The organism is Streptomyces sp. NPDC060205, assembly GCF_042728395.1.
Classification (GTDB): Bacteria; Actinomycetota; Actinomycetes; order Streptomycetales; family Streptomycetaceae; genus Streptomyces.
On sequence record NZ_JBHWZP010000180.1, the window covers coordinates 1 to 19276 of the forward strand.

Genomic DNA, 19276 nt, shown 5'->3' on the forward strand with positions numbered 1-19276 from the left:
CCCCGCGCCCCTGAAACAGCGGGGCTGGGCTCGACTGTTGGGTGCGGCCCGGTGGGAACTGGGTGCGCCGTTCCCCGCGCCCCTGAAACAGCGGGCGTCGGCGTTTCGACGTCATCGCTCCCGCGCCCCTCAGAGCAGGGGCTCAGCGTACGGACGCTTCTTGGGGGCGCGGGGAACGGCGCACCCAGTTCCCACCGGGCCGCACCCGAATGCCGGGCCCGGCCCCCGCTGTTTGAGGGGCGCGGGGAACTGCGCGAACGGCCCCCACCGGCCCGCGCCCGGCGAACTACCGTCCGCGCGGGCGCTTTTCAGGGGCGCGGGGAACGGCGCACCCAGCCCCCGCCGGCCCGCACCCGAAAGCCGAGCCCGGCCCCCGCCTTCAGGGGCGCGGGGAACTGCGCGACAAGCCCCCACCGGGCCCGCGCCCGGAAGCCGACCCGCGCCCGAGGGGCCACGCCAAACCGCCGGACGGCTACACGTAGCGTTCGAGGATCGACGACTCCGCCAACCGCGAAAGCCCCTCCCGCACGCTCCGCGCCCGCGCCTCCCCCACCCCGTCGACCGTCTGCAGATCGTCCACGCTCGCGGCGAGCAGCTTCTGCAGCCCGCCGAAGTGCTCGACCAGCCGGTCGATGATCGCGCCCGGCAGCCGCGGCACCTTCGCCAGCAGCCGGAACCCGCGGGGCGACACCGCGGAGTCGAGCGCCTCGGGCGACCCCGTGTACCCCAACGCCCGCGCCACGGTGGGCATTTCGAGCAGCTCGGCATGGCTGAGCGCGTTCAGCTCGAACAGCGCCTCATCGACCGTGCGAGACCGCTTGGCCGTCGGCTCGGGCACATAGTCCCGTACGACGAGCTCCCGCTCGGGCTCGACCCCGGCGATCAGCTCGTCCAGCTGGAGGGAGAGCAGCCGCCCGTCCGTGCCCAGCTCCACCACGTACTCGGCGATCTCCGTGGCGATCCGGCGCACCATCTCCAGGCGCTGGGCCACCGCGGACACGTCCCGGACGGTGACCAGGTCCTCGATCTCCAGCGCGGACAGCGTGCCCGCGACCTCGTCGAGCCGCAGCTTGTACCGCTCCAGCGTGGCCAGCGCCTGGTTCGCGCGGGAGAGGATCGCGGCGGAGTCCTCCAGGACCCGCCGCTGCCCGTCCACGTACAGCGCGATCAGGCGCATGGACTGGGAGACGGAGACGACGGGGAAGCCGACCTGCTTGCTCACCCGGTCCGCGGTGCGGTGCCGCGTGCCCGTCTCCTCGGTGGGGATGGTCGGGTCGGGGACCAGCTGCACCCCGGCCCGCAGGATTTTGGTGATGTCCTTGTCCAGCACGATGCCGCCGTCGAGCTTGCACAGCTCGCGCAGCCGCGTCGCGGTGAACTCGACGTCCAGCACGAATCCGCCGCTGCACATCGCCTCGACGGTCTTGTCCCAGCCGAGCACGATGAGCCCGCCGGTGTTGCCGCGGAGGATGCGCTCCAGGCCGTCGCGCAGTCCTGTGCCGGGTGCCACAGCGCTGAGAGCCGTGCGCATCAGGCCATCGGTGCCGGAACTCCCGCCGGACTTGCCGGGAACTGCTGCCCGGTCGTTGGCTGCCACTGCACTCCTCCGGTCGCAGGCTTTTTGAGGGCGCCCTCGGTTCGTACGGACGGGCGAGACCTGGGCAAAGTCTACCGGCGCTCTTCCTCGTCCCGTGGGGCCTCTCGCCGACGCGACCTAGGGAGGACCCGGAGCGCGTCCCCCATGTCGGCGACTTCCAGGACCTTCATACCGGGCGGGATCTTGCCCGGGTCGCTCGGAACGAGGGCGTGGGTGAAGCCCAGACGGTGCGCTTCGGCGAGTCTGCGCTGGACGCCCGTGACCCGTCTGACCTCGCCCGCGAGCCCCACTTCGCCGATCGCGACGAGGTTCTGCGGGAGCGGGGTGTCGCTCGCCGCGCTGGCCAGCGCGAGCGCGATCGCGAGGTCCGCGGCGGGCTCGGACAGTTTCACGCCACCGACCGTCGCGGTGTAGATGTCCCGCTTCCCGAGGGCGCTGATCCGGCCGCGCTGCTCCAGGACGGCGAGCATCATCTGGACGCGGGAGGTCTCCAGACCGGAGGTCGTACGCCGCGGAGTGGGGATCTGGGTGTCCACGGTGAGCGCCTGCACCTCGGCCACCAGCGGGCGGCGGCCTTCGAGGGTGACGGTCAGGCACGTGCCGGGGACGGGCTCGGCGCGGCGGGTGAGGAACAGCCCGGAGGGGTCGGCGAGCCCGGTGATCCCCTCGTCGTGCAGCTCGAAGCAGCCGACCTCGTCCGTGGTGCCGTACCTGTTCTTGACGCCCCGGACGAGACGCAGGCGTGCGTGCCGGTCGCCCTCGAAGCTCAGGACGACGTCCACCAGGTGCTCCAGGAGACGTGGTCCCGCGATGGCGCCGTCCTTGGTGACGTGGCCGACCAGGAGGGTGGCCATGCCGCGCTCCTTCGAGGCGCGGATCAGGGCGCCGGCCACCTCGCGGACCTGGGACATGCCGCCGGGTGCGCCGTCGATCTCCGGAGAGGCCACCGTCTGTACGGAGTCGACGATGAGCAGGGACGGCTTCACCGCGTCCAGATGGCCGAGGACCGCCGACAGATCGGTCTCCGCGGCCAGATACAGGTGGTCGTCGATCGCCTTGATGCGGTCGGCGCGCAGCCGGACCTGGCTCGCCGACTCCTCACCCGTGATGTAGAGCGTGCGGTGCTCGTCGCTCGCCGCCTTGGCCGCCACGTCCAGCAGCAGCGTGGACTTGCCGACGCCCGGCTCGCCCGCCACGAGCACCACCGCGCCCGGTACGAGTCCGCCGCCGAGCACGCGGTCCAGCTCGGGCACGCCCGTCGAGCGGGCGGTCGCCTGCCGGCCGTCGACCTGGCCGATGGGCAGCGCGCTCGTGGTGACGCGGCCGGGAGCCGTCGTACGCACCGCGGGCGCGCCGTACTCCTCGACCGTCCCCCATGCCTGGCACTCGGAGCAGCGGCCGAGCCACTTGGCCGTCTGCCAGCCGCACTCGGTGCAGCGGTAGGACGGCCGGTCCTTCGCGGTCTTCGTACGGGCAGCCATGACACGAACCGTAACCGCCGCCACTGACAGAGCCGTGACGGCCTGTTCGACATCCGGTGCCGATAACAGGGCACCCTGCGCAAACCGCCCGCTTTTCCGGGCGCGTACGGCAGGGACACGACACGTAATACAGGACCCCTGCCCTCATTTGAGGGATCGTTTCACCCGTATGGATTAAATGTGCTCAAGCAGGGAGAAGGGCCCACCACAAGGCACCTACGGTCGCACGGGTGATGAGCAGCAGTCCCGAGACCTCGACCCGCACCACCGGCGCACACCGGGCGCACCGCGAGGCGCGCGACCGGGCCGCGGCGCGCACGGTGGCACACCGCCCGCCGACCCGTTACGAGCCGTACCTGGACGGCCTGTTCACCTACTGTCTGTCCGTCCTGTGCGACCACGACACGGCGACCGCCGCCCTCGGGGACGTCCTCGCCCTCGCCGAGCGGCGCGGCCATCGTGGCCGCGAGACGCCCGACGACCGCAGGGCCTGGCTGTACGCCCTCGCCCGCTGGTCCTGTCTGCGCAAGCTCGCCGAGGCCAGGCAGAGGCCGCATGGCGCCCACGTGTCCGGCCGGTCCGGAGGCGGCACCGCCCGCCCGGACGGCCGTTCCTCCGGCCCGCGCGCGCAGGACCGTACGAGCCTGCGCGCGCAGGACCGTACGAGCCCGCGCGCGCAGGACCGTACGAGCCCACGCGCGCAGGACCGTACGAGCCCGCGCGCGCAGGACCGTACGAACGCGCGCGTGGAGGGTGGCACGGCCGGTCCTCACGCGGAGACGCCGTCCGGGGACGCCCGTGCCGACGGGTCGGCCGGAGACCGCGCCGGCGGCCGTGGCGGTGAGCGCGCCGTTGAGCGGAGTGGCGACCGGACCGCCGATCTCCTCGCCGACGCCGAGAAGGACCGGCGCCGTCGCGAACTCGCCCTGCTCGCCTGGCCGGAGGCCGCCGGTACGACGCCCGAGCAGCGCGAGGCGCTCGAACTCGCCGTACGCCACCAACTCGCCGCGCACGAGGTCGCCGCCGTCCTCGGCACCGATCCGGTGGCCGCCCGGGAACTCCTCGCCGCGGGCGCCTGCGAGGTCGAGCGCACGCGCGCTGCCCTGGCCGTCGTCGAGACCGGCAGCTGCCCCGGCGTGACCCGGCTCACCGGCGACAAGCACCTCGTCCTCAGCGCGGCCCTGCGCCGCGAACTGGTCCGGCACGTCGACGACTGCCCGCGCTGCCGCCGGACCGCCGAGCGCGCGGGCCCCGGCTCCTGGCCCGGCACCAGCGTCACGCCCGCCGCGCTGCCCGTCCTCGAAGCCCCGCGCGCGGCCCTCCACAAGGCGATGACGCGCCTCCCGCGCGCGCGGGGCGCCGGTCCGCGCTTCGACCGGCGCGGATTCCCGATGGACCCCAAGGACCACGCGGCCCGCCGTGACCGGCTGCGCGCGCGTGCCGTCACGACCACGGTCGTCGCCACCGTCGTCGCGGCCCCCGTGCTCGCCCTGTGGGCGGCCTACCGCGGGGCGCCCCTCATCGGTGAGGGCGCCGACGGCCGGCCGGTCACCGCGAACGACGCGCAGGGCTCCGAGGAACTCGACGGCGGGGCACCCGGCTATGAGAACGCGGGCAACGCCCGTACGCGGCCCGGCTCCCGCTTCACCCCGCGCAGCGGCTCGTCCGACGTCTCCGTGGAGGTCGTCAGCGTGGCCCCGGGGCAGCGGAGCGGGCTGACCGTCGCGGCCCGCTCCGACGGCGACACGACACTGATCACCCTCACGGCGACCGGCGATACGGCGGTCCGCTGGTCGGCGCGGACCGGGGCGTCCTGGCTCTACCTGAGCCAGTCGGCCGGGACGCTGGAACCGGGGGAGTCGCTGACGGTCAAGGTGTACGTCGATCATCTGCGGGAGCCGAACGGGGCGTGGAGCGCGCGCGTGGCGGTCGGGCCGGCGGGGGCTGTGGTCACGATCGGTGGGTACGGGACGGCGGGGCCTTCGGGGCCCGGGCCCGGGCCCCGGCCGGATCCGCCTTCGCCGAGTGGGCCCGGGCCTTCGGACCCCGGGCCCGGACCTGGGCCCGGTCCATCGGATCCCGGGCCGGGGCCCGAGCCGACGCCGTCCGGGCCCTCGCCGTCCGATCCTGGGCCGTCGGAGCCCGATCCTGAGCCGACGCCGTCCGGGCCGGGGTCGTCGGATCCGGAGCCGGAGCCTCCGCCGGGCTCCTCCGGAGGGGGTGAGCCGACGTCCGGCTCCGGTGAGCCGAGTCCGTCGGGGAGTTGAACGCTTTGGGGAGGCCGGCCTCGACTTCCGGGTGCGCCCCGGTGGGGGCCGGGCGCGCAGTTCCCCGCGCCCCTGGGGGGTGGGGGGAGCGGTCCGGGAGTCGGGTGCGGGTCCGTCGTGGGCGGGCGCGCAGTTCCCCGCGCCCCTGACGGGGCCCGCCCCCTAATGGGGGCCGGGGTCCGCCGGGTGGGGGGCCAGGAGGGGGAGTTGGGAGGACAGGCGTTTCTCGCAGAGGTCCACCAGGCGGTCGTAACCCGACTTGCCCATCAGCTCGATCAGTTCCGGGCGGTACGAGACGTAGACCGGGTCGCCCGCGCCGTGGGCGGACGTCGCCGACGTGCACCACCAGTGCAGGTCGTGCCCGCCAGGACCCCACCCGCGGCGGTCGTACTCGCCGATCGAGACCTGCAGCACCCGCGTGTCGTCGGGCCGGTCGATCCACTCGTACGTCCGCCGGACCGGGAGCTGCCAGCAGACGTCCGGCTTGGTCTCCAGGGGCTCGCGGCCCTCCTTGACGGCCAGGATGTGCAGCGAGCACCCCATGCCGCCGGCGAAACCGGGCCGGTTCTGGAAGATGCAGGACCCCTGGTACGGGCGCGTCTGCCGGTCCCCGTCCTCGTCCTGCGAGACCCAGCCGGTCGCGGTCCCCACGTCGTGGTGCTGCCAGATGTCCGGCGTGAGCCTCGCCACGTGACCGGCCACGCGCTTCTCGTCGTCCTCGTCCGAGAAGTGGGCACCCAGCGTGCAGCATCCGTCGTCCGCGCGGCCCGCCTGGATCCCCTGGCAGCCGCTTCCGAAGATGCAGTTCCAGCGAGAGGTCAGCCATGTCAGATCGCAGCGGAAGACCTGCTCGTCGTCGGCCGGATCCGGGAACTCCACCCACGCTCGTGCGAAGTCGAGCCCTTTCTCGTCGCCCTTCGGAGCTTTCGGAAGCTTTCCGGGCTTGGACGGCTTCACCCGAAGCTCGTCCTTCGCGGGCCCTGCGGCAGAATCCTTGGCCGATTTGTCGCTCTTCGCCTTTTTCGTCTTTGGCACCAGTCCAGAGTAAGTCGCTCACGACCACTCTGGGGACGGCCGAGGGGCCCGGGCGCAGTAGCGTGCCGTACATGAGACTCGGTGTCCTGGACGTGGGTTCGAACACGGTGCACCTGCTGGTGGTGGATGCACATCCCGGCGCGCGCCCGCTGCCCGCGCATTCGCACAAGGCGGAGCTGCGGCTCGCCCAACTTCTGGACGACAGCGGCGCGATCGACTCCGTGGGCGTCGACAAACTCATCGCCGTCGTCCAGGAGGCGCTGGAGGCCGCCGAGGACAAGGGCGTCGAGGACCTGCTGCCGTTCGCGACCTCCGCGGTGCGTGAGGCCAGCAACGCCGACGAGGTGCTGGCCCGGGTGCGTGAGGAGACCGGTGTGGAGCTCCAGGTCCTCACCGGCGCGGAGGAGGCCCGGCTCACCTTCCTCGCCGCCCGCCGCTGGTTCGGCTGGTCGGCCGGGAAACTGCTCGTCCTGGACATCGGCGGCGGTTCGCTGGAGATCGCGTACGGGATCGACGAGGAACCCGACGCGGCCGCCTCGCTGCCGCTGGGCGCGGGCCGCCTGACCGCGGGCTGGCTGCCGACCGACCCGGCGGACCCTGCGGACATAAAGGCCCTGCGCCGCCATGTGCGGGCGCAGATCGCGCGTACGGTCGGGGAGTTCAGCCGGTTCGGGGCTCCCGACCACGTGGTCGCCACCTCCAAGACCTTCAAGCAGCTCGCCCGGCTGGCGGGTGCCGCCCGCTCGGTCGACGGCCTGTACGTCCAGCGCGAGCTCAAGCGCCGGTCCCTGGAGGACTGGGTCCCGCGCCTGGCTTCCATGACGACCGCCGAGCGCGCGGAACTCCCCGGAGTCTCCGAGGGCCGCGCCGCCCAGCTCCTCGCCGGCGCGGTGGTGGCCGAGGGCGCGATGGACCTCTTCGGAGTGGAGACGGTGGAAATCTGCCCCTGGGCCCTGAGGGAGGGCGTAATCCTCCGAACCCTGGACCAGATGACCCCTCAGTAGCCACAGGAGCCCGCAAGAGCGCCCCGAAGGGGCGCGAGGAACGGCGCGAGCAACCACAGCCAACGGCCAGCCGACACACACCCTCACCCCCACCCCCTAAGGGGCGCGGGGAACGGCGCGACAAGCCCCCACCGAACCCGCACCCGCCCACCGGGCCCGCGCCCACGCCCACGCCCACGCACCGAACCCACCCACCCCCGGCCAGGGGCCCGCCCCCGGCCAAACAACCCCACCCCGCCACACCCGACGAACCCACCCCGTAACCTGTCCCCGTGGCAGAACCAGTCGTGCGCATCCCGGATGCGAAGGTCGCCCTGTCCACGGCCTCCGTCTATCCGGAGTCGACAGCGACGGCCTTCGAGATCGCCGCGCGCCTCGGCTACGACGGCGTCGAGGTCATGGTGTGGACCGACCCGGTCAGCCAGGACATCGAAGCCCTGCGCCGCCTCAGCGACTACCACCGGATCCCGATCCTCGCCGTACACGCTCCCTGCCTGCTCATCACCCAGCGCGTCTGGTCCACCGACCCGTGGATCAAACTCCAGCGCGCCCGGGCGGCAGCCGAGAAGCTCGGCGCGAGCACAGTCGTCGTCCACCCCCCGTTCCGCTGGCAGCGCCAGTACTCCCGTGACTTCGTCACCGGAATCTGGCAGATGGCCAACGAGACGGACGTACGGTTCGCCGTCGAAAACATGTACCCCTGGCGCTACCGCGATCGCGAGATGCTCGCGTACGCACCCGACTGGGACGTGACGAAGGACGACTACCGGCACTTCACGATCGATCTGAGCCACACCGCGACGGCCCGCACCGACGCGCTCCAGATGATCGACCGCATGAGCGACCGCCTCGGCCACGTCCACCTCGCCGACGGCAGCGGCTCCATCAAGGACGAGCACCTGGTCCCCGGCCGCGGCACCCAGCCCTGCGCCGAACTGCTCGAACGGCTCGCCCTGTCCGGCTACGACGGTCATGTCGTCATCGAGGTCAACACCCGCCGCGCCATGTCGAGCGCCGAACGCGAGGCCGACCTGGCGGAGGCCCTCGCCTTCACCCGCCTCCACCTGGCCTCGGCGGTCCGGGTCCCGCGTACATGACCGCCGCCACCCCGCGCCGCCGGGGACGCCCCTCCCGTACGGACGCGCAGGACGCCCCCGCGGCCCGTGACCGCATCCTGGCGGCGGCGCGGGAGGAGTTCGCGGAGCGGGGCTTCGAGAAGACCTCCATGCGCGCCATCGCGAAGACGGCGGACGTGGACTCGGCACTCGTACATCACTACTTCGGTACGAAGGAGCAGGTTTTCGAGGCGGCCATCGAGGTCGCCATCGGACCCCTCCTGAGCGCGCCCGGTTCGGTCGGCGAGGGCCCCCTCGACGGCGTGGGCGAACGGCTGGCCCGCTTCTTCTTCGGCGTCTGGGAGAACCCGGCCACGCGCAAGGCGCTCCTCGCGATCATCCGTTCCGCCGTGAACAACGAGACCGCGGCCGGTGTCTTCCGCCGCCTGATCTCCGCCCAGCTGCTGCGCCGCGTCGCCCTCCAGCTGGACCTCCCGGACGCGGAACTGCGCGCGGAACTGGCAGCCGCGCAACTGGTCGGCATCGCGATGCTCCGTTACGTGATCAAGGTCGAGCCACTCGCCTCGGCGAACCCGGAACAGATCATCAACCGGGTCGCCCCGGTGATCCAGTCCCACCTGACAGCCCCATGACCCCCTGAGCAGGGGCGCAGCCCGCTCCGAGGGGCGCGGGGAACTGCGCGCCCAGCCACGACGGACCCGCATCCGACATCCGACCCCAAGCACCCCGCCCCAAGCTCCCAGCCCCAAGCACCCAGCCCCAAGCACCCCGCCCCCGCTTCCCTCAAAAACCGAGACAACAATCCCGCATACCGGACACCACGTCCAAACCCTGGATGCCGGGCGTACGCTCGACAGCAGTCAACACTCTCCGAAGGAGCGAGCGGCCATGCCCGAGCTGAGGTCCCGCACAGTCACCCACGGACGCAACATGGCGGGCGCCCGCGCCCTTATGCGCGCCTCCGGTGTACCGGGCGCGGACATCGGCCGTAAGCCGATCATCGCGGTCGCCAACTCGTTCACGGAGTTCGTGCCCGGCCACACCCACCTCCAGCCGGTCGGCCGCATCGTCAGCGAGGCCATCACCGCCGCCGGAGGCATCCCGCGCGAGTTCAACACGATCGCCGTCGACGACGGCATCGCGATGGGCCACGGAGGCATGCTCTACAGCCTGCCCTCCCGCGACCTGATCGCGGACAGCGTGGAGTACATGGTGGAGGCCCACTGTGCCGACGCCCTGATCTGCATCTCGAACTGCGACAAGATCACGCCCGGCATGCTGATGGCGGCCCTGCGCCTCAACATCCCGACGGTCTTCGTCTCCGGCGGCCCCATGGAGTCCGGCCGCGCCACGCTGGTCGACGGCTCGGTCCGCACGCTCGACCTCGTCGACGCGATCTCCGACGCCGTGAACGACAAGATCTCGGACGAGGACATCCTCCGTATCGAGGAGAACGCCTGTCCGACCTGCGGTTCGTGTTCCGGCATGTTCACGGCCAACTCCATGAACTGCCTGACCGAGGCCATCGGCCTCTCCCTCCCCGGCAACGGCTCGGTCCTCGCCACGCACACGGCGCGCAAAGGCCTGTACGAGGACGCGGCGCGCACGGTCATGGACGTCACCCGGCGCTACTACGAGCAGGACGACGAGTCGGTCCTGCCGCGCAACGTGGCCACCATGGCGGCCTTCGAGAACGCCATGGCCCTCGACATCGCCATGGGCGGCTCGACCAACACGATCCTGCACCTGCTGGCCGCCGCCGAGGAGGCGGGCGTCCCGTTCGGCCTGGACGAGATCAACGCGGTCTCGCGCCGCGTGCCGTGCCTCGCCAAGGTCGCCCCGAACGTGGCGAAGGACCGCACGTACTACATGGAGGACGTGCACCGGGCCGGCGGCATCCCCGCCCTGCTCGGCGAACTCCACCGCGCGGGACTGCTGAACGAGGACGTGCACGCGGTGCACAGCCCGTCCCTCGCGGACTGGCTCAAGACCTGGGACGTCCGCGGCGGCTCGCCCTCCCCGGAGGCCCTGGAGCTGTGGTACGCGGCGCCCGGCGGCGTCCGCTCGTCCACGGCCTTCTCCCAGTCCGAGCGCTGGGCGGCCCTCGACGAGGACGCGGAGGGCGGCTGCATCCGCTCGGCGGAGCACGCGTACTCCAAGGACGGCGGTCTCGCGGTCCTCAAGGGCAACCTCGCCGTCGACGGCTGTGTCGTGAAGACGGCCGGCGTGGACGAGTCGATCTGGACCTTCGAGGGCCCGGCGGTCGTCTGCGAGTCGCAGGAGGAGGCCGTCGACAAGATCCTCAAGAAGGAGATCACGCACGGAGACGTCGTCGTCATCCGCTACGAGGGCCCCAAGGGCGGCCCCGGCATGCAGGAGATGCTCTACCCGACGTCGTTCCTGAAGGGCCGGGGCCTCGGCAAGACCTGCGCCCTGATCACCGACGGACGCTTCTCCGGCGGCACCTCGGGCCTGTCCATCGGCCACGCCTCGCCCGAGGCGGCGTCCGGCGGCACGATCGCCCTCGTCCGCGACGGCGACCGCATCCGTATCGACATCCCGAAACGCAGCATCGAGCTGCTGGTCTCCGACGAGGAACTGGCCGAGCGCCGCGAGGCACTCAAGGGCGTGTACGCCCCGGTCGCCCGCGAGCGCAAGGTCTCGGCCGCCCTGCGCGCGTACGCCGCGATGGCGACCAGCGCGGACAGGGGCGCCGTCCGGGACGTCTCGATGCTCGGCTGACCCGAGGCCCGCTCCAGCAGTTCTCCCAGCGCACCCGAACCCGCCCGGTCCTCACCACCGGGCGGGTTCGCCGTTCACGGGGCCGGTCCGGCGCCCTCGCGGTTCACCAGCCGGCGGGCCTGCGGGCGTCCACGCCGAAGACGCTGCCGTCGGGGGCGCTCGCGTAGACCCGGTCGCCCACGACCATCGGCGGGAGCACCTCGGCCACGACCCGTTCACCGTCCTCGCCGAGCCGGGTGGGGGTCTGGCCCACGAGCCTGCCGGTGCGCACGTCTGCCGCGAGCAGCCGGCCGTCGGGGGCGCTGACGTACACGTACCGGTCGTCGGCGGCCGGCGCCGAGGCCCTGCTGACCGAGGTCTCACGATGCCAGCGCTGCTTGCCTGCCTCGATGTCGACGGCCACCAGCGCACCCCCCGCGGCCAGTAAATAGACCGCGTCGCCGTGCAGGGCGGCCGACGCGGACGGCAGCGGGAGGTCGAGCTGAATCCGCTGCTCCTTCCCGCCCGCCGACGCACTGCCGGATGCACTGCCCGCCGTACCGCCGGACGCATCGCCCGATGCACGGCCCGATGCACTGCCCGGCGTGTAGCCGACGATGCTCCGGGTCTCCTGGGACGCGTTCTGGGCGGTGAACCAGAGAGTGCCCTTCCGGGTGCCGACCGGAGTGAGCAGCCCGTCGAGGCGGTGTCGCCAGCGCACGTCCCCGGTCCGTGGATCCACCGCGATCACCTGCGTGCCCGTACCGTCGGACGTCAGCGTCGTCGCGTACGCGAGTTCGCCGCCGAAGTACGCGAAGGCGGGCTGGGCCCCGCCGGCCGGGCGGCCCTGCCAGAGCCGCTCCCCGGTCTGCCCGTCGATGCCGGTGACCGTGCCGTCGCCCGCGGTCAGCAGCACGGTGTCGCCCGCGTACTGCGCACCGCCCCCGTACACCGCGGTGTTGAGCTTCCAGCGGGTCGCGCCCGTGTCGGGATCGAGTGCGACCAGTTGTCCGCCGGCCGCGGTGATCGTGTGCACGAGGCCCCCGGACAGGACGGGCGCGGAGACCGAGACGTCCTCCCCGCTCTTCGCCGAGCGCGTCCACCGCGCCTTTCCGTCCCGCGGACCGAGGGCGCCGGCGAGCACACCGGGACCGGCGCAGAGCAGCGCTCCACCGCCGTACGTGCACTTGGCCATGGACTCCCGGCCCGTGCCCACCTTCGCGACCCACGGCTTGAACGCCTCGCCGGCGGACCCCCGCTGGCCACCGGTTCCGGAGCCCGGCCGTCCTCCGGAACCGTCGTCGCCCGGCAGACCGGCCAGCAGCGCACCACCGACCGCGAGCGCGGCCACGCCGCCGAGGGCGACGGTGAGCAGACCCCGGCGCCGGGAACGAACCGAGGGCGATCCTGATCCTGATCCTGATCCGGGTCCCGGTCCTGCACCAGCATCAGCACCTGCACGCGCACCAGCACCATCATCTGCACCTGTGCCTGAATCCGAACCCGCGGGCGTACGCCGCTTGCCGCGCACGTGAGTCGTACGGTCGCGCGAGTCGGGCACGGCTCCCGCCGGTCCACCCGCCGATGGTTCGACCGCCTCCGCCGCGCGCTGCGCCGGTATGAACGCCTGCGTGTCGTACAAGGACGAGACATGCCGCAGCTCGGCCATCAGCTCGTCGGGGGTGGGCCGTTCGTCGGGTTCCTTGGCGAGGCAGCGGGCGATCAGCGGCGCCAGGTCGTCGGGGACGTCCGTCAGATCCGGTTCGTCATGCACGACCTGGTAGGCCACGACGTACGGGCTGTCGGAGTCGAAGGGGCCGCGCCCGGTCGCCGCGTGCACCAGCACGGACCCGAGGGCGAAGATGTCGGCGGCCGGCCCCACCTCGCGCGGGCGGCGGAACTGCTCGGGGGCCATGAAAGGCGGAGTGCCGATCAGTTTGCCCGTCTCCGTACGCAGTTCGCTGTCCGACGGCCGCGAGATACCGAAGTCGATGACCTTGGGGCCGTCCTCGGCGAGGAGGACGTTGCTCGGCTTGAGATCGCGGTGCACCACACCGGCCCGGTGGATGTCGCGCAACGCCTCGGCGAGCCCGGCCATCACCTGACGCAACTGCGCGGACGACAGCGAACCGTTCCGCTTCACATGCTCCGCGAGCGTCGGGCCCGGAATGAACAGGGTGGCCATCCAGGGCCGGTCCGCCTCGGGGTCGGCGTCCACGACCGGCGCGGTGAACGCACCGCTGACCCGCCGCGCGGCCGCCACCTCCTGCTTGAAACGCCCCCTGAACTCGGGGTCCCTGGCGAACTCGACGTTGATGACCTTCACCGCGAGCCGCAGCCCCGACGCCGAGCGGGCCAGATGGACCACGCCCATGCCACCGGAGCCGAGACGTGACTCAAGGCGGTACTGCCCTGCGTACTCGGGAAGTTCCGCTTCGGCATCCGATCCGGCGATGCGTCCTGGCGGCATCGTCCACCCCCGTGAATTGCGTACGCACGCGCGACGCACGGAGCCTAGTCGATGGTTCGTGCGAGTCCCACGCGGCTTGCTAGCCTCCGCGTGCACAAAACAAAAGACAGTGTTTCGAGACATCACATTCGAGACAACGCGTGCACCACATCCAACGGGGAGACACACATGGCTGTTGAAGAGGCCAGAGAAGCCGAAGCCGCCGAGGGGGCCGCGGCGACCGCGAGCGAGTCGGCCAGTGCGCCGGTCAGCGCGTCGGCCAGCGCCGAGGCAGCGGCGGCGGTCGCGGCCCAGACGCTCTACTCGATCGCACCCGGCTACACCCTGAACGTCCGCAGCGGCCCCGGCACCCAGTACCGCCTGATCCGCACGCTGGCGCCGGGCTCCAGGGTCCCGATCTTCTGCCAGCGCCCGGGGGAGACGATCAGCGGTCCCTACGGGACGACGAAGATCTGGGACAACATCGAGGTCGGGGAGTACGTCTCCGACGCCTACGTCCACACGGGGAGCGACGGGTACGTGGCATCGCGCTGCGCCTGACACCTCCGCCGCCGAGTATCGCCTCGGCCGGCCGGCCGGTCGGCGGGTCCGTCGGCGGGCCGAGGCGATAATCGAGCGGTGAGCGACAAACCAGACACCACCTCCGCAGGCCGCACGGGCCGCACAGGCCGTGCAGGCCCCCGCCCCGAACCGATCCGCTTCTTCGGGGTGACCTGGGTGGACCACGACGGCGGCTACGCGATCCGCCGCGCGGCCGTGACCGTCGGCTCGCTCGCCGCGATCGTGGCCGGCTGCCTGGTCCTGCGCTTCGCGTACGAAGGGCTGGAGATCGCGGCCGTGGGCGGCTTCGTCACCGGCCTCGTCGTGGTGATGTTCGCGGTCTGCAGCGCCCTGGCGTTCCGTCACACCTGGGCGGGCTACACGAAACGCCCGGCCCCGGACAGCCAGTCCGCACTGCGGGGCCTGCTGACCATCGGCTTCGTCGGCACGCTCACCGCGTACTTCTTCCGCTCCCTGACGGAAGCCCCGGGCGAGAGCCTGCACCGCACGGAGTACGAAACGGCATCCCACCGCAAGCGCAACTAGGTTCGCGACCGTCTGCGGCCCCGGTGGGGGCCGCCCGCGCAGTTCCCCGCGCCCCTAAAAGCGGGTCTGCGCCCCAACTTTCAACCCTGACCCCCTCAGGCAACCCCACCCCCTCCGAGCCCCGAAGGGGCGCGGGGAACTGCGCGGCCAACCCCCACCGGACCCGCAGACAAAGAGGGGGCCGGGGCGCAGCCCCCGCCCGTCAGGGGCGCGAGGAACTGCGCGAACGGCCCCCACCGGACCCGCACGGTGTATGAGGTCGTCCTCATCGTCACCCCGGATCGTCACCCAGGATCGTCACCCCGGCTGCTTGACGAGTTTCACGCTCAGGCGCATTATTCATCACATGATGAATAATGCGTCTGACGCGCCTGCCCCCACACCACCACCCCCCGACCACCCGGCCGTCCACGCCGCCGGTCTCACCGTCGTCCGAGGCCCCCGCCAGGTCCTGCGCGGACTCGACTTCGACGTCGCCCGTGGCCGGATCACCGGTCTGCTCGGACCGTCGGGGTGCGGCAAATCCACCCTGATGAGGTCGATCGTCGGCACCCAGGCCAAGGTCACCGGCACCCTGGACGTCCTTGGCCTCCCCGCCGGCCACGCAGCCCTCCGCTCCCGCATCGGTTACGTCACCCAAGCCCCCTCCGTCTACGACGACCTGACGGTGCGCCAGAACCTGGACTACTTCGCCGCGATCCTCGACCCCGGCCGCGCCGCAGCCGACCGCCGCCGAGAGAACGTCGAGCACGCCATCTCCGACGTGGACCTCGCCTCCCACGCCGAAGCCCTCGCGGGCAACCTCTCCGGCGGCCAGCGCAGCCGCGTCTCCCTCGCGGTCGCCCTCCTCGGCACCCCGGAACTCCTCGTCCTCGACGAACCCACGGTCGGCCTCGACCCCGTACTCCGCCGCGACCTGTGGCAGCTCTTCCACACCATCGCCGCCGACCGGGGCGCCACCCTCCTCGTCTCCTCCCACGTCATGGACGAGGCCGAACGCTGCCACCGCCTGCTCCTGATGCGCGAGGGCGAGATCCTCGCCGACGACACCCCGGACGCCCTGCGCACCCAGACCGGCACCGACACCGTCGAGGCGGCCTTCCTCCACCTGGTCGACGAGGCGATCGCGGCCGCCGCCGACAAGCAGCCCAGCCGGCCCAGCCAGTCCCGCAAGGAGTCCGTCCGATGACCACGACCGCCGCCCCCGAGCCGCGCGCGATCAACCTCGCCCGCACCACCGCCACCGCGACCCGGGTCCTGCGCCAGCTCCGCCACGACCCGCGCACGATCGCGCTGATGATCCTCATCCCGTGCCTGATGCTTCTGCTGCTCCGCTATGTCTTCGACGGCAGCCCGCGCACCTTCGACTCCATCGGCGCGTCACTGCTCGGCATCTTCCCCCTCATCACGATGTTCCTCGTGACCTCCATCGCCACCCTCCGCGAACGCACCTCCGGCACCCTCGAACGCCTCCTCGCCATGCCCCTCGGCAAAGGCGATCTCATCGCCGGCTACGCCCTCGCCTTCGGAGCGGTCGCCGTCGTCCAGTCCGTCCTCGCCACCACTCTCGCCGTCTGGGCCCTCGGCCTCGACGTCACCGGCTCGGCCTGGCTTCTCCTCCTGGTCGCCCTCCTCGACGCCCTGCTCGGCACCGCCCTCGGCCTCTTCGTCTCGGCGTTCGCGTCCTCCGAGTTCCAGGCCGTCCAGTTCATGCCGGCCGTGATCTTCCCTCAGCTCCTCCTCTGCGGCCTGTTCACCCCGCGCTCCGACATGCACCCCGTACTGGAAGGCATCTCGAACGTCCTCCCGATGTCGTACGCGGTCGACGGCATGAACGAAGTCCTCAAGCACACCGACGTCACCGCCGCCTTCGTCCGCGACGCCCTGATCGTCGCGGCCTGCGCCCTCCTCGTACTGACACTCGGTGCGGCGACCCTCCGCCGCCGCACGGTCTGACCGCGTCCCGCCCAGCGGACGGCGCGGCCCGCCCCCGGGCCCCCGGTGCGAGGATGGGCCCCGGACGACGCACCCCCGGAGGGCAACCGAACATGACCCAGAAAGTCGCAGTGCTCGGCACCGGCAAGATCGGCGAGGCCCTGCTCAGCGGAATGATCCGAGCCGGCTGGACCCCCGCCGACCTCCTGGTCACGGCCCGCCGCCCCGAGCGCGCCCAGGAACTCCAGGAACGCCACGGCGTCACCCCGGTCACCAATCAGGAGGCCGCCAAGACGGCGGACACCCTGATCCTCACGGTCAAGCCCCAGGACATGGGAACCCTCCTCGACGAACTCGCCCCGCACGTCCCCGCCGACCGCCTGGTCATCAGCGGCGCCGCGGGCATCCCCACCTCCTTCTTCGAGGAGCGCCTGGCCCAGCGCACTCCCGTCGTCCGTGTCATGACGAACACTCCCGCCCTCGTCGACGAGGCCATGTCCGTCATCTCCGCCGGCAGCCACGCCACCGCCGCCCATCTCGCGCACGCCGAGGAGATCTTCGGCGCCGTCGGCAAGACGCTCCGCGTGCCCGAGTCCCAGCAGGACGCCTGCACCGCCCTCTCCGGCTCCGGCCCGGCGTACTTCTTCTACCTGGTCGAGGCCATGACCGACGCCGGCATCCTGCTCGGCCTGCCCCGCGACAAGGCGCACGACCTCATCGTCCAGTCCGCGATCGGCGCCGCCGTGATGCTCCGCGACAGCGGCGAGCACCCCGTGAAACTCCGCGAGAACGTCACGTCCCCCGCGGGCACCACGATCAACGCCATCCGCGAGCTGGAGAACCACGGCGTACGGGCCGCGCTCATCGCCGCCCTCGAAGCAGCCCGCGACCGCAGTCGCGCACTGGCCTCAGGCAACAGCTAGCCACGCCCGCGCAGGAGCCCGGGGGCCGGCCCACCACCGGCCCCACCGCTCCTCACCACGCCACTGCTCACACGGCAGGCAGCAGCCCGATCGCCCGGTACGCCGCGTCCACCCTCGGCCGCGCCATCTCCCTGGCCTTCTCGGCACCCTCGCGCAACACCCCTTCCACGTACGCAGGATCGGCGCACAACTCCTTGTGCTTCTGCTGTACGGGCCTGAGGAGCTCGACCACGGCCTCGGCGGTGTCCTTCTTCAAAGATCCGTACGTCTCATATACACCGGCCAGGTCTTTCGGGTTCCCACCTTCACAGGCCGCGAGGATCTCCAGCAGATTCGAGACCCCGGGCCGGGCCTCCCGGTCGTGGACGACCTCGCTCCCGCTGTCCGTCACGGCCCGCATGATCTTCTTCCGTACGGTCTCGGGCTCGTCGAGCAGATAGACGACCCCCGGCCCCACGTCGTCGGACTTCCCCATCTTCGACGTCGGGTCCTGCAGATTCATGACCCGGGCGGCCACCTCCGGATGCGTGGTCCGCGGCACCACGAACGTCCGCCCGTACCGCTGGTTGAACCGCACCGCGACATCCCGCGTCAGTTCCACATGCTGGGTCTGGTCGTCCCCCACCGGCACCTCGTCGGTCCCGTACGCCAGGATGTCCGCCGCCATCAGCACGGGATACGTGAGCAGCGACAGCCGCACACTCCCGCCCCGCGCCCGCTCGGCCGCCGCCTTCTCCTTGTACTGGATCATCCGGCGCATCTCGCCGTCCGTGGCCACGCACTCCAGCAGATACGACAACCGCGCGTGCTCAGCCACATGACTCTGTACGAAGACGGTGCACAACTGGGGGTCGAGCCCCGCGGCCAGCAGCAGGGTGGCCGCCTGCCGGCTCAGCCTGCGTACCCGCCCCGGATCGTGGTCCACGGTCAGCGCGTGCAGGTCGACGACACAGAACAACGCGTCGGCCTCGTGCTGATCGACCTCGCTCCAGCGCCGCATCGCCCCCAGGTAGTTGCCCAACGTCAGATGCCCGGTCGGCTTGATCCCGCTGAAGACCCGCTTCATCCCGCAACCTCCTGGTCGAGGCCGCCACCACCGCCGGCCGGCGCTCCAGGGGAGGAGATGCAAAAACGGCCGCCGAGGAGGCGGCCGTTGAGTACACGCGTATGTACGGCCGCCGTCAGGCGGCCCACCACAGCTGGGTGCACGCGTGCGTAGTCATGACACCGAGGGTACGCCTCGGGGGTGGTCCCCGTACCCGAGTTGACACGCCCCTGCCCGCTCCGTAGTGTTCTCCGAGTTGTCCGACGTGAGCGCCGACTTCGGTTGGTCCCCGGACAGCCATTCCGCAACAAGCACACAGCGATCGACGATCCGTCGTCGGTTCGCTTTCATGCGTGTTTGCGAAATGAGGAATCCGCGTTCGAGAGAGCGCAACCCCGATTAGCTCGGGGGCCGGGATTCCGCTAAAGTCTCACTCGTCGGAACGGCCCAACAGCCGGGAAGACAACCCCCACTTCGACTGGGAATCGGGCCTGAAAGGGTCTGGTAGAGTCGGAATCGCCGGAAAGGGAAACGCGAAAGCGAAAACCTGGAAAGCACCGAGGAAATCGGAACCGGAAACGGTCTGATAGAGTCGGAAACGCAAGACCGAAGGGAAGCGCCCGGAGGAAAGCCCGA

16 protein-coding genes are annotated in these 19276 nt (G+C 71.6%); 10 read left to right on the forward strand and 6 right to left on the reverse strand.

The features are described from left to right. Window positions 1-472: 472 nt before the first annotated feature. Together disA and radA are read right to left on the reverse strand one after the other, a co-directional pair. Window positions 473-1597, reverse strand: coding sequence for a DNA integrity scanning diadenylate cyclase DisA (gene disA / locus ACFWGJ_RS27435; protein ID WP_107022362.1), 1125 nt, complete (start codon window positions 1595-1597; stop codon window positions 473-475). 71 nt (window positions 1598-1668) lie between these two features. Continuing rightward, window positions 1669-3078, reverse strand: a complete 1410-nt coding sequence (gene radA, locus ACFWGJ_RS27440) for a DNA repair protein RadA (protein WP_387329616.1) — start codon at window positions 3076-3078, stop codon at window positions 1669-1671. A gap of 233 nt (window positions 3079-3311) precedes the next feature. On the opposite strand from radA, the gene ACFWGJ_RS27445 reads away from it, so the two are divergent. Further along, the gene (locus ACFWGJ_RS27445; RefSeq protein WP_387329619.1) at window positions 3312-5345 is read left to right on the forward strand and encodes a hypothetical protein; all 2034 of its coding nucleotides are present in this window, start codon (window positions 3312-3314) and stop codon (window positions 5343-5345) included. Between the two features lie 162 nt (window positions 5346-5507). Here ACFWGJ_RS27445 and ACFWGJ_RS27450 read toward each other — a convergent pair whose 3' ends face one another. Beyond that, window positions 5508-6380, reverse strand: a complete 873-nt coding sequence (locus tag ACFWGJ_RS27450; protein ID WP_387329622.1) for a hypothetical protein — start codon at window positions 6378-6380, stop codon at window positions 5508-5510. 71 nt (window positions 6381-6451) lie between these two features. On the opposite strand from ACFWGJ_RS27450, the gene ACFWGJ_RS27455 reads away from it, so the two are divergent. From ACFWGJ_RS27455 to ilvD, 4 genes are all read left to right on the forward strand, one after another. After that, the gene (locus tag ACFWGJ_RS27455; protein WP_387329625.1) at window positions 6452-7384 is read left to right on the forward strand and encodes a Ppx/GppA family phosphatase; all 933 of its coding nucleotides are present in this window, start codon (window positions 6452-6454) and stop codon (window positions 7382-7384) included. A gap of 272 nt (window positions 7385-7656) precedes the next feature. Beyond that, window positions 7657-8481 carry a sugar phosphate isomerase/epimerase gene (locus ACFWGJ_RS27460; RefSeq protein ID WP_210881840.1) on the forward strand — a complete coding sequence of 275 codons (825 nt, stop codon included), beginning with the start codon at window positions 7657-7659 and terminating at the stop codon, window positions 8479-8481. Next, complete coding sequence (locus ACFWGJ_RS27465; protein ID WP_387329628.1) at window positions 8478-9092, forward strand: TetR family transcriptional regulator; 615 nt, start codon at window positions 8478-8480, stop codon at window positions 9090-9092. Before ACFWGJ_RS27460 ends, ACFWGJ_RS27465 begins: the two co-directional genes overlap by 4 nt. Window positions 9093-9348: 256 nt before the next feature. Continuing rightward, the gene (gene ilvD / locus ACFWGJ_RS27470; RefSeq protein ID WP_387329631.1) at window positions 9349-11202 is read left to right on the forward strand and encodes a dihydroxy-acid dehydratase; all 1854 of its coding nucleotides are present in this window, start codon (window positions 9349-9351) and stop codon (window positions 11200-11202) included. 103 nt (window positions 11203-11305) lie between these two features. Here the strand turns inward: ilvD and ACFWGJ_RS27475 are convergent, their stop codons facing one another. After that, a complete protein-coding gene (locus ACFWGJ_RS27475) occupies window positions 11306-13651 on the reverse strand; it encodes a serine/threonine-protein kinase (RefSeq protein ID WP_387329634.1) in 2346 nt (781 codons plus the stop codon). 168 nt (window positions 13652-13819) lie between these two features. On the opposite strand from ACFWGJ_RS27475, the gene ACFWGJ_RS27480 reads away from it, so the two are divergent. The 5 genes from ACFWGJ_RS27480 (at window position 13820) to proC (ending at window position 17595) form a co-directional block, all read left to right on the forward strand. Then, window positions 13820-14191 (forward strand): SH3 domain-containing protein, encoded by a 372-nt coding sequence (locus ACFWGJ_RS27480; protein ID WP_387329636.1) that lies wholly within the window; start codon window positions 13820-13822, stop codon window positions 14189-14191. Between the two features lie 78 nt (window positions 14192-14269). Beyond that, window positions 14270-14737: an EamA/RhaT family transporter gene (locus ACFWGJ_RS27485; protein ID WP_387329639.1), complete on the forward strand. Its 468-nt coding sequence runs from the start codon at window positions 14270-14272 to the stop codon at window positions 14735-14737. Window positions 14738-15083: 346 nt separating this feature from the next. After that, window positions 15084-15926 (forward strand): ABC transporter ATP-binding protein, encoded by an 843-nt coding sequence (locus ACFWGJ_RS27490; protein ID WP_387329642.1) that lies wholly within the window; start codon window positions 15084-15086, stop codon window positions 15924-15926. Further along, window positions 15923-16693: an ABC transporter permease gene (locus tag ACFWGJ_RS27495; RefSeq protein WP_387329645.1), complete on the forward strand. Its 771-nt coding sequence runs from the start codon at window positions 15923-15925 to the stop codon at window positions 16691-16693. Before ACFWGJ_RS27490 ends, ACFWGJ_RS27495 begins: the two co-directional genes overlap by 4 nt. A gap of 92 nt (window positions 16694-16785) precedes the next feature. Continuing rightward, the gene (gene proC / locus ACFWGJ_RS27500; RefSeq protein WP_387329648.1) at window positions 16786-17595 is read left to right on the forward strand and encodes a pyrroline-5-carboxylate reductase; all 810 of its coding nucleotides are present in this window, start codon (window positions 16786-16788) and stop codon (window positions 17593-17595) included. 67 nt (window positions 17596-17662) lie between these two features. Here proC and trpS read toward each other — a convergent pair whose 3' ends face one another. Both trpS and ACFWGJ_RS27510 read right to left on the reverse strand, forming a co-directional pair. Further along, complete coding sequence (gene trpS / locus ACFWGJ_RS27505; protein WP_387329650.1) at window positions 17663-18661, reverse strand: tryptophan--tRNA ligase; 999 nt, start codon at window positions 18659-18661, stop codon at window positions 17663-17665. A gap of 409 nt (window positions 18662-19070) precedes the next feature. Further along, the coding region (locus ACFWGJ_RS27510) for a hypothetical protein (RefSeq protein WP_387329653.1) at window positions 19071-19276 on the reverse strand (206 nt) is incomplete at its 5' end.

Coding starts and splice junctions, on each gene's coding strand:
- radA (WP_387329616.1), bottom strand. CDS start 3,078: ATGGCTGCCCGTACGAAGACCGCGAAGGACCGGCCGTCCTACCGCTGC.
- trpS (WP_387329650.1), bottom strand. CDS start 18,661: ATGAAGCGGGTCTTCAGCGGGATCAAGCCGACCGGGCATCTGACGTTG.
- ACFWGJ_RS27465 (WP_387329628.1), top strand. CDS start 8,478: ATGACCGCCGCCACCCCGCGCCGCCGGGGACGCCCCTCCCGTACGGAC.
- ACFWGJ_RS27490 (WP_387329642.1), top strand. CDS start 15,084: ATGATGAATAATGCGTCTGACGCGCCTGCCCCCACACCACCACCCCCC.
- ACFWGJ_RS27480 (WP_387329636.1), top strand. CDS start 13,820: ATGGCTGTTGAAGAGGCCAGAGAAGCCGAAGCCGCCGAGGGGGCCGCG.
- ACFWGJ_RS27475 (WP_387329634.1), bottom strand. CDS start 13,651: ATGCCGCCAGGACGCATCGCCGGATCGGATGCCGAAGCGGAACTTCCC.
- ACFWGJ_RS27495 (WP_387329645.1), top strand. CDS start 15,923: ATGACCACGACCGCCGCCCCCGAGCCGCGCGCGATCAACCTCGCCCGC.
- ilvD (WP_387329631.1), top strand. CDS start 9,349: ATGCCCGAGCTGAGGTCCCGCACAGTCACCCACGGACGCAACATGGCG.
- ACFWGJ_RS27445 (WP_387329619.1), top strand. CDS start 3,312: ATGAGCAGCAGTCCCGAGACCTCGACCCGCACCACCGGCGCACACCGG.
- proC (WP_387329648.1), top strand. CDS start 16,786: ATGACCCAGAAAGTCGCAGTGCTCGGCACCGGCAAGATCGGCGAGGCC.
- ACFWGJ_RS27455 (WP_387329625.1), top strand. CDS start 6,452: ATGAGACTCGGTGTCCTGGACGTGGGTTCGAACACGGTGCACCTGCTG.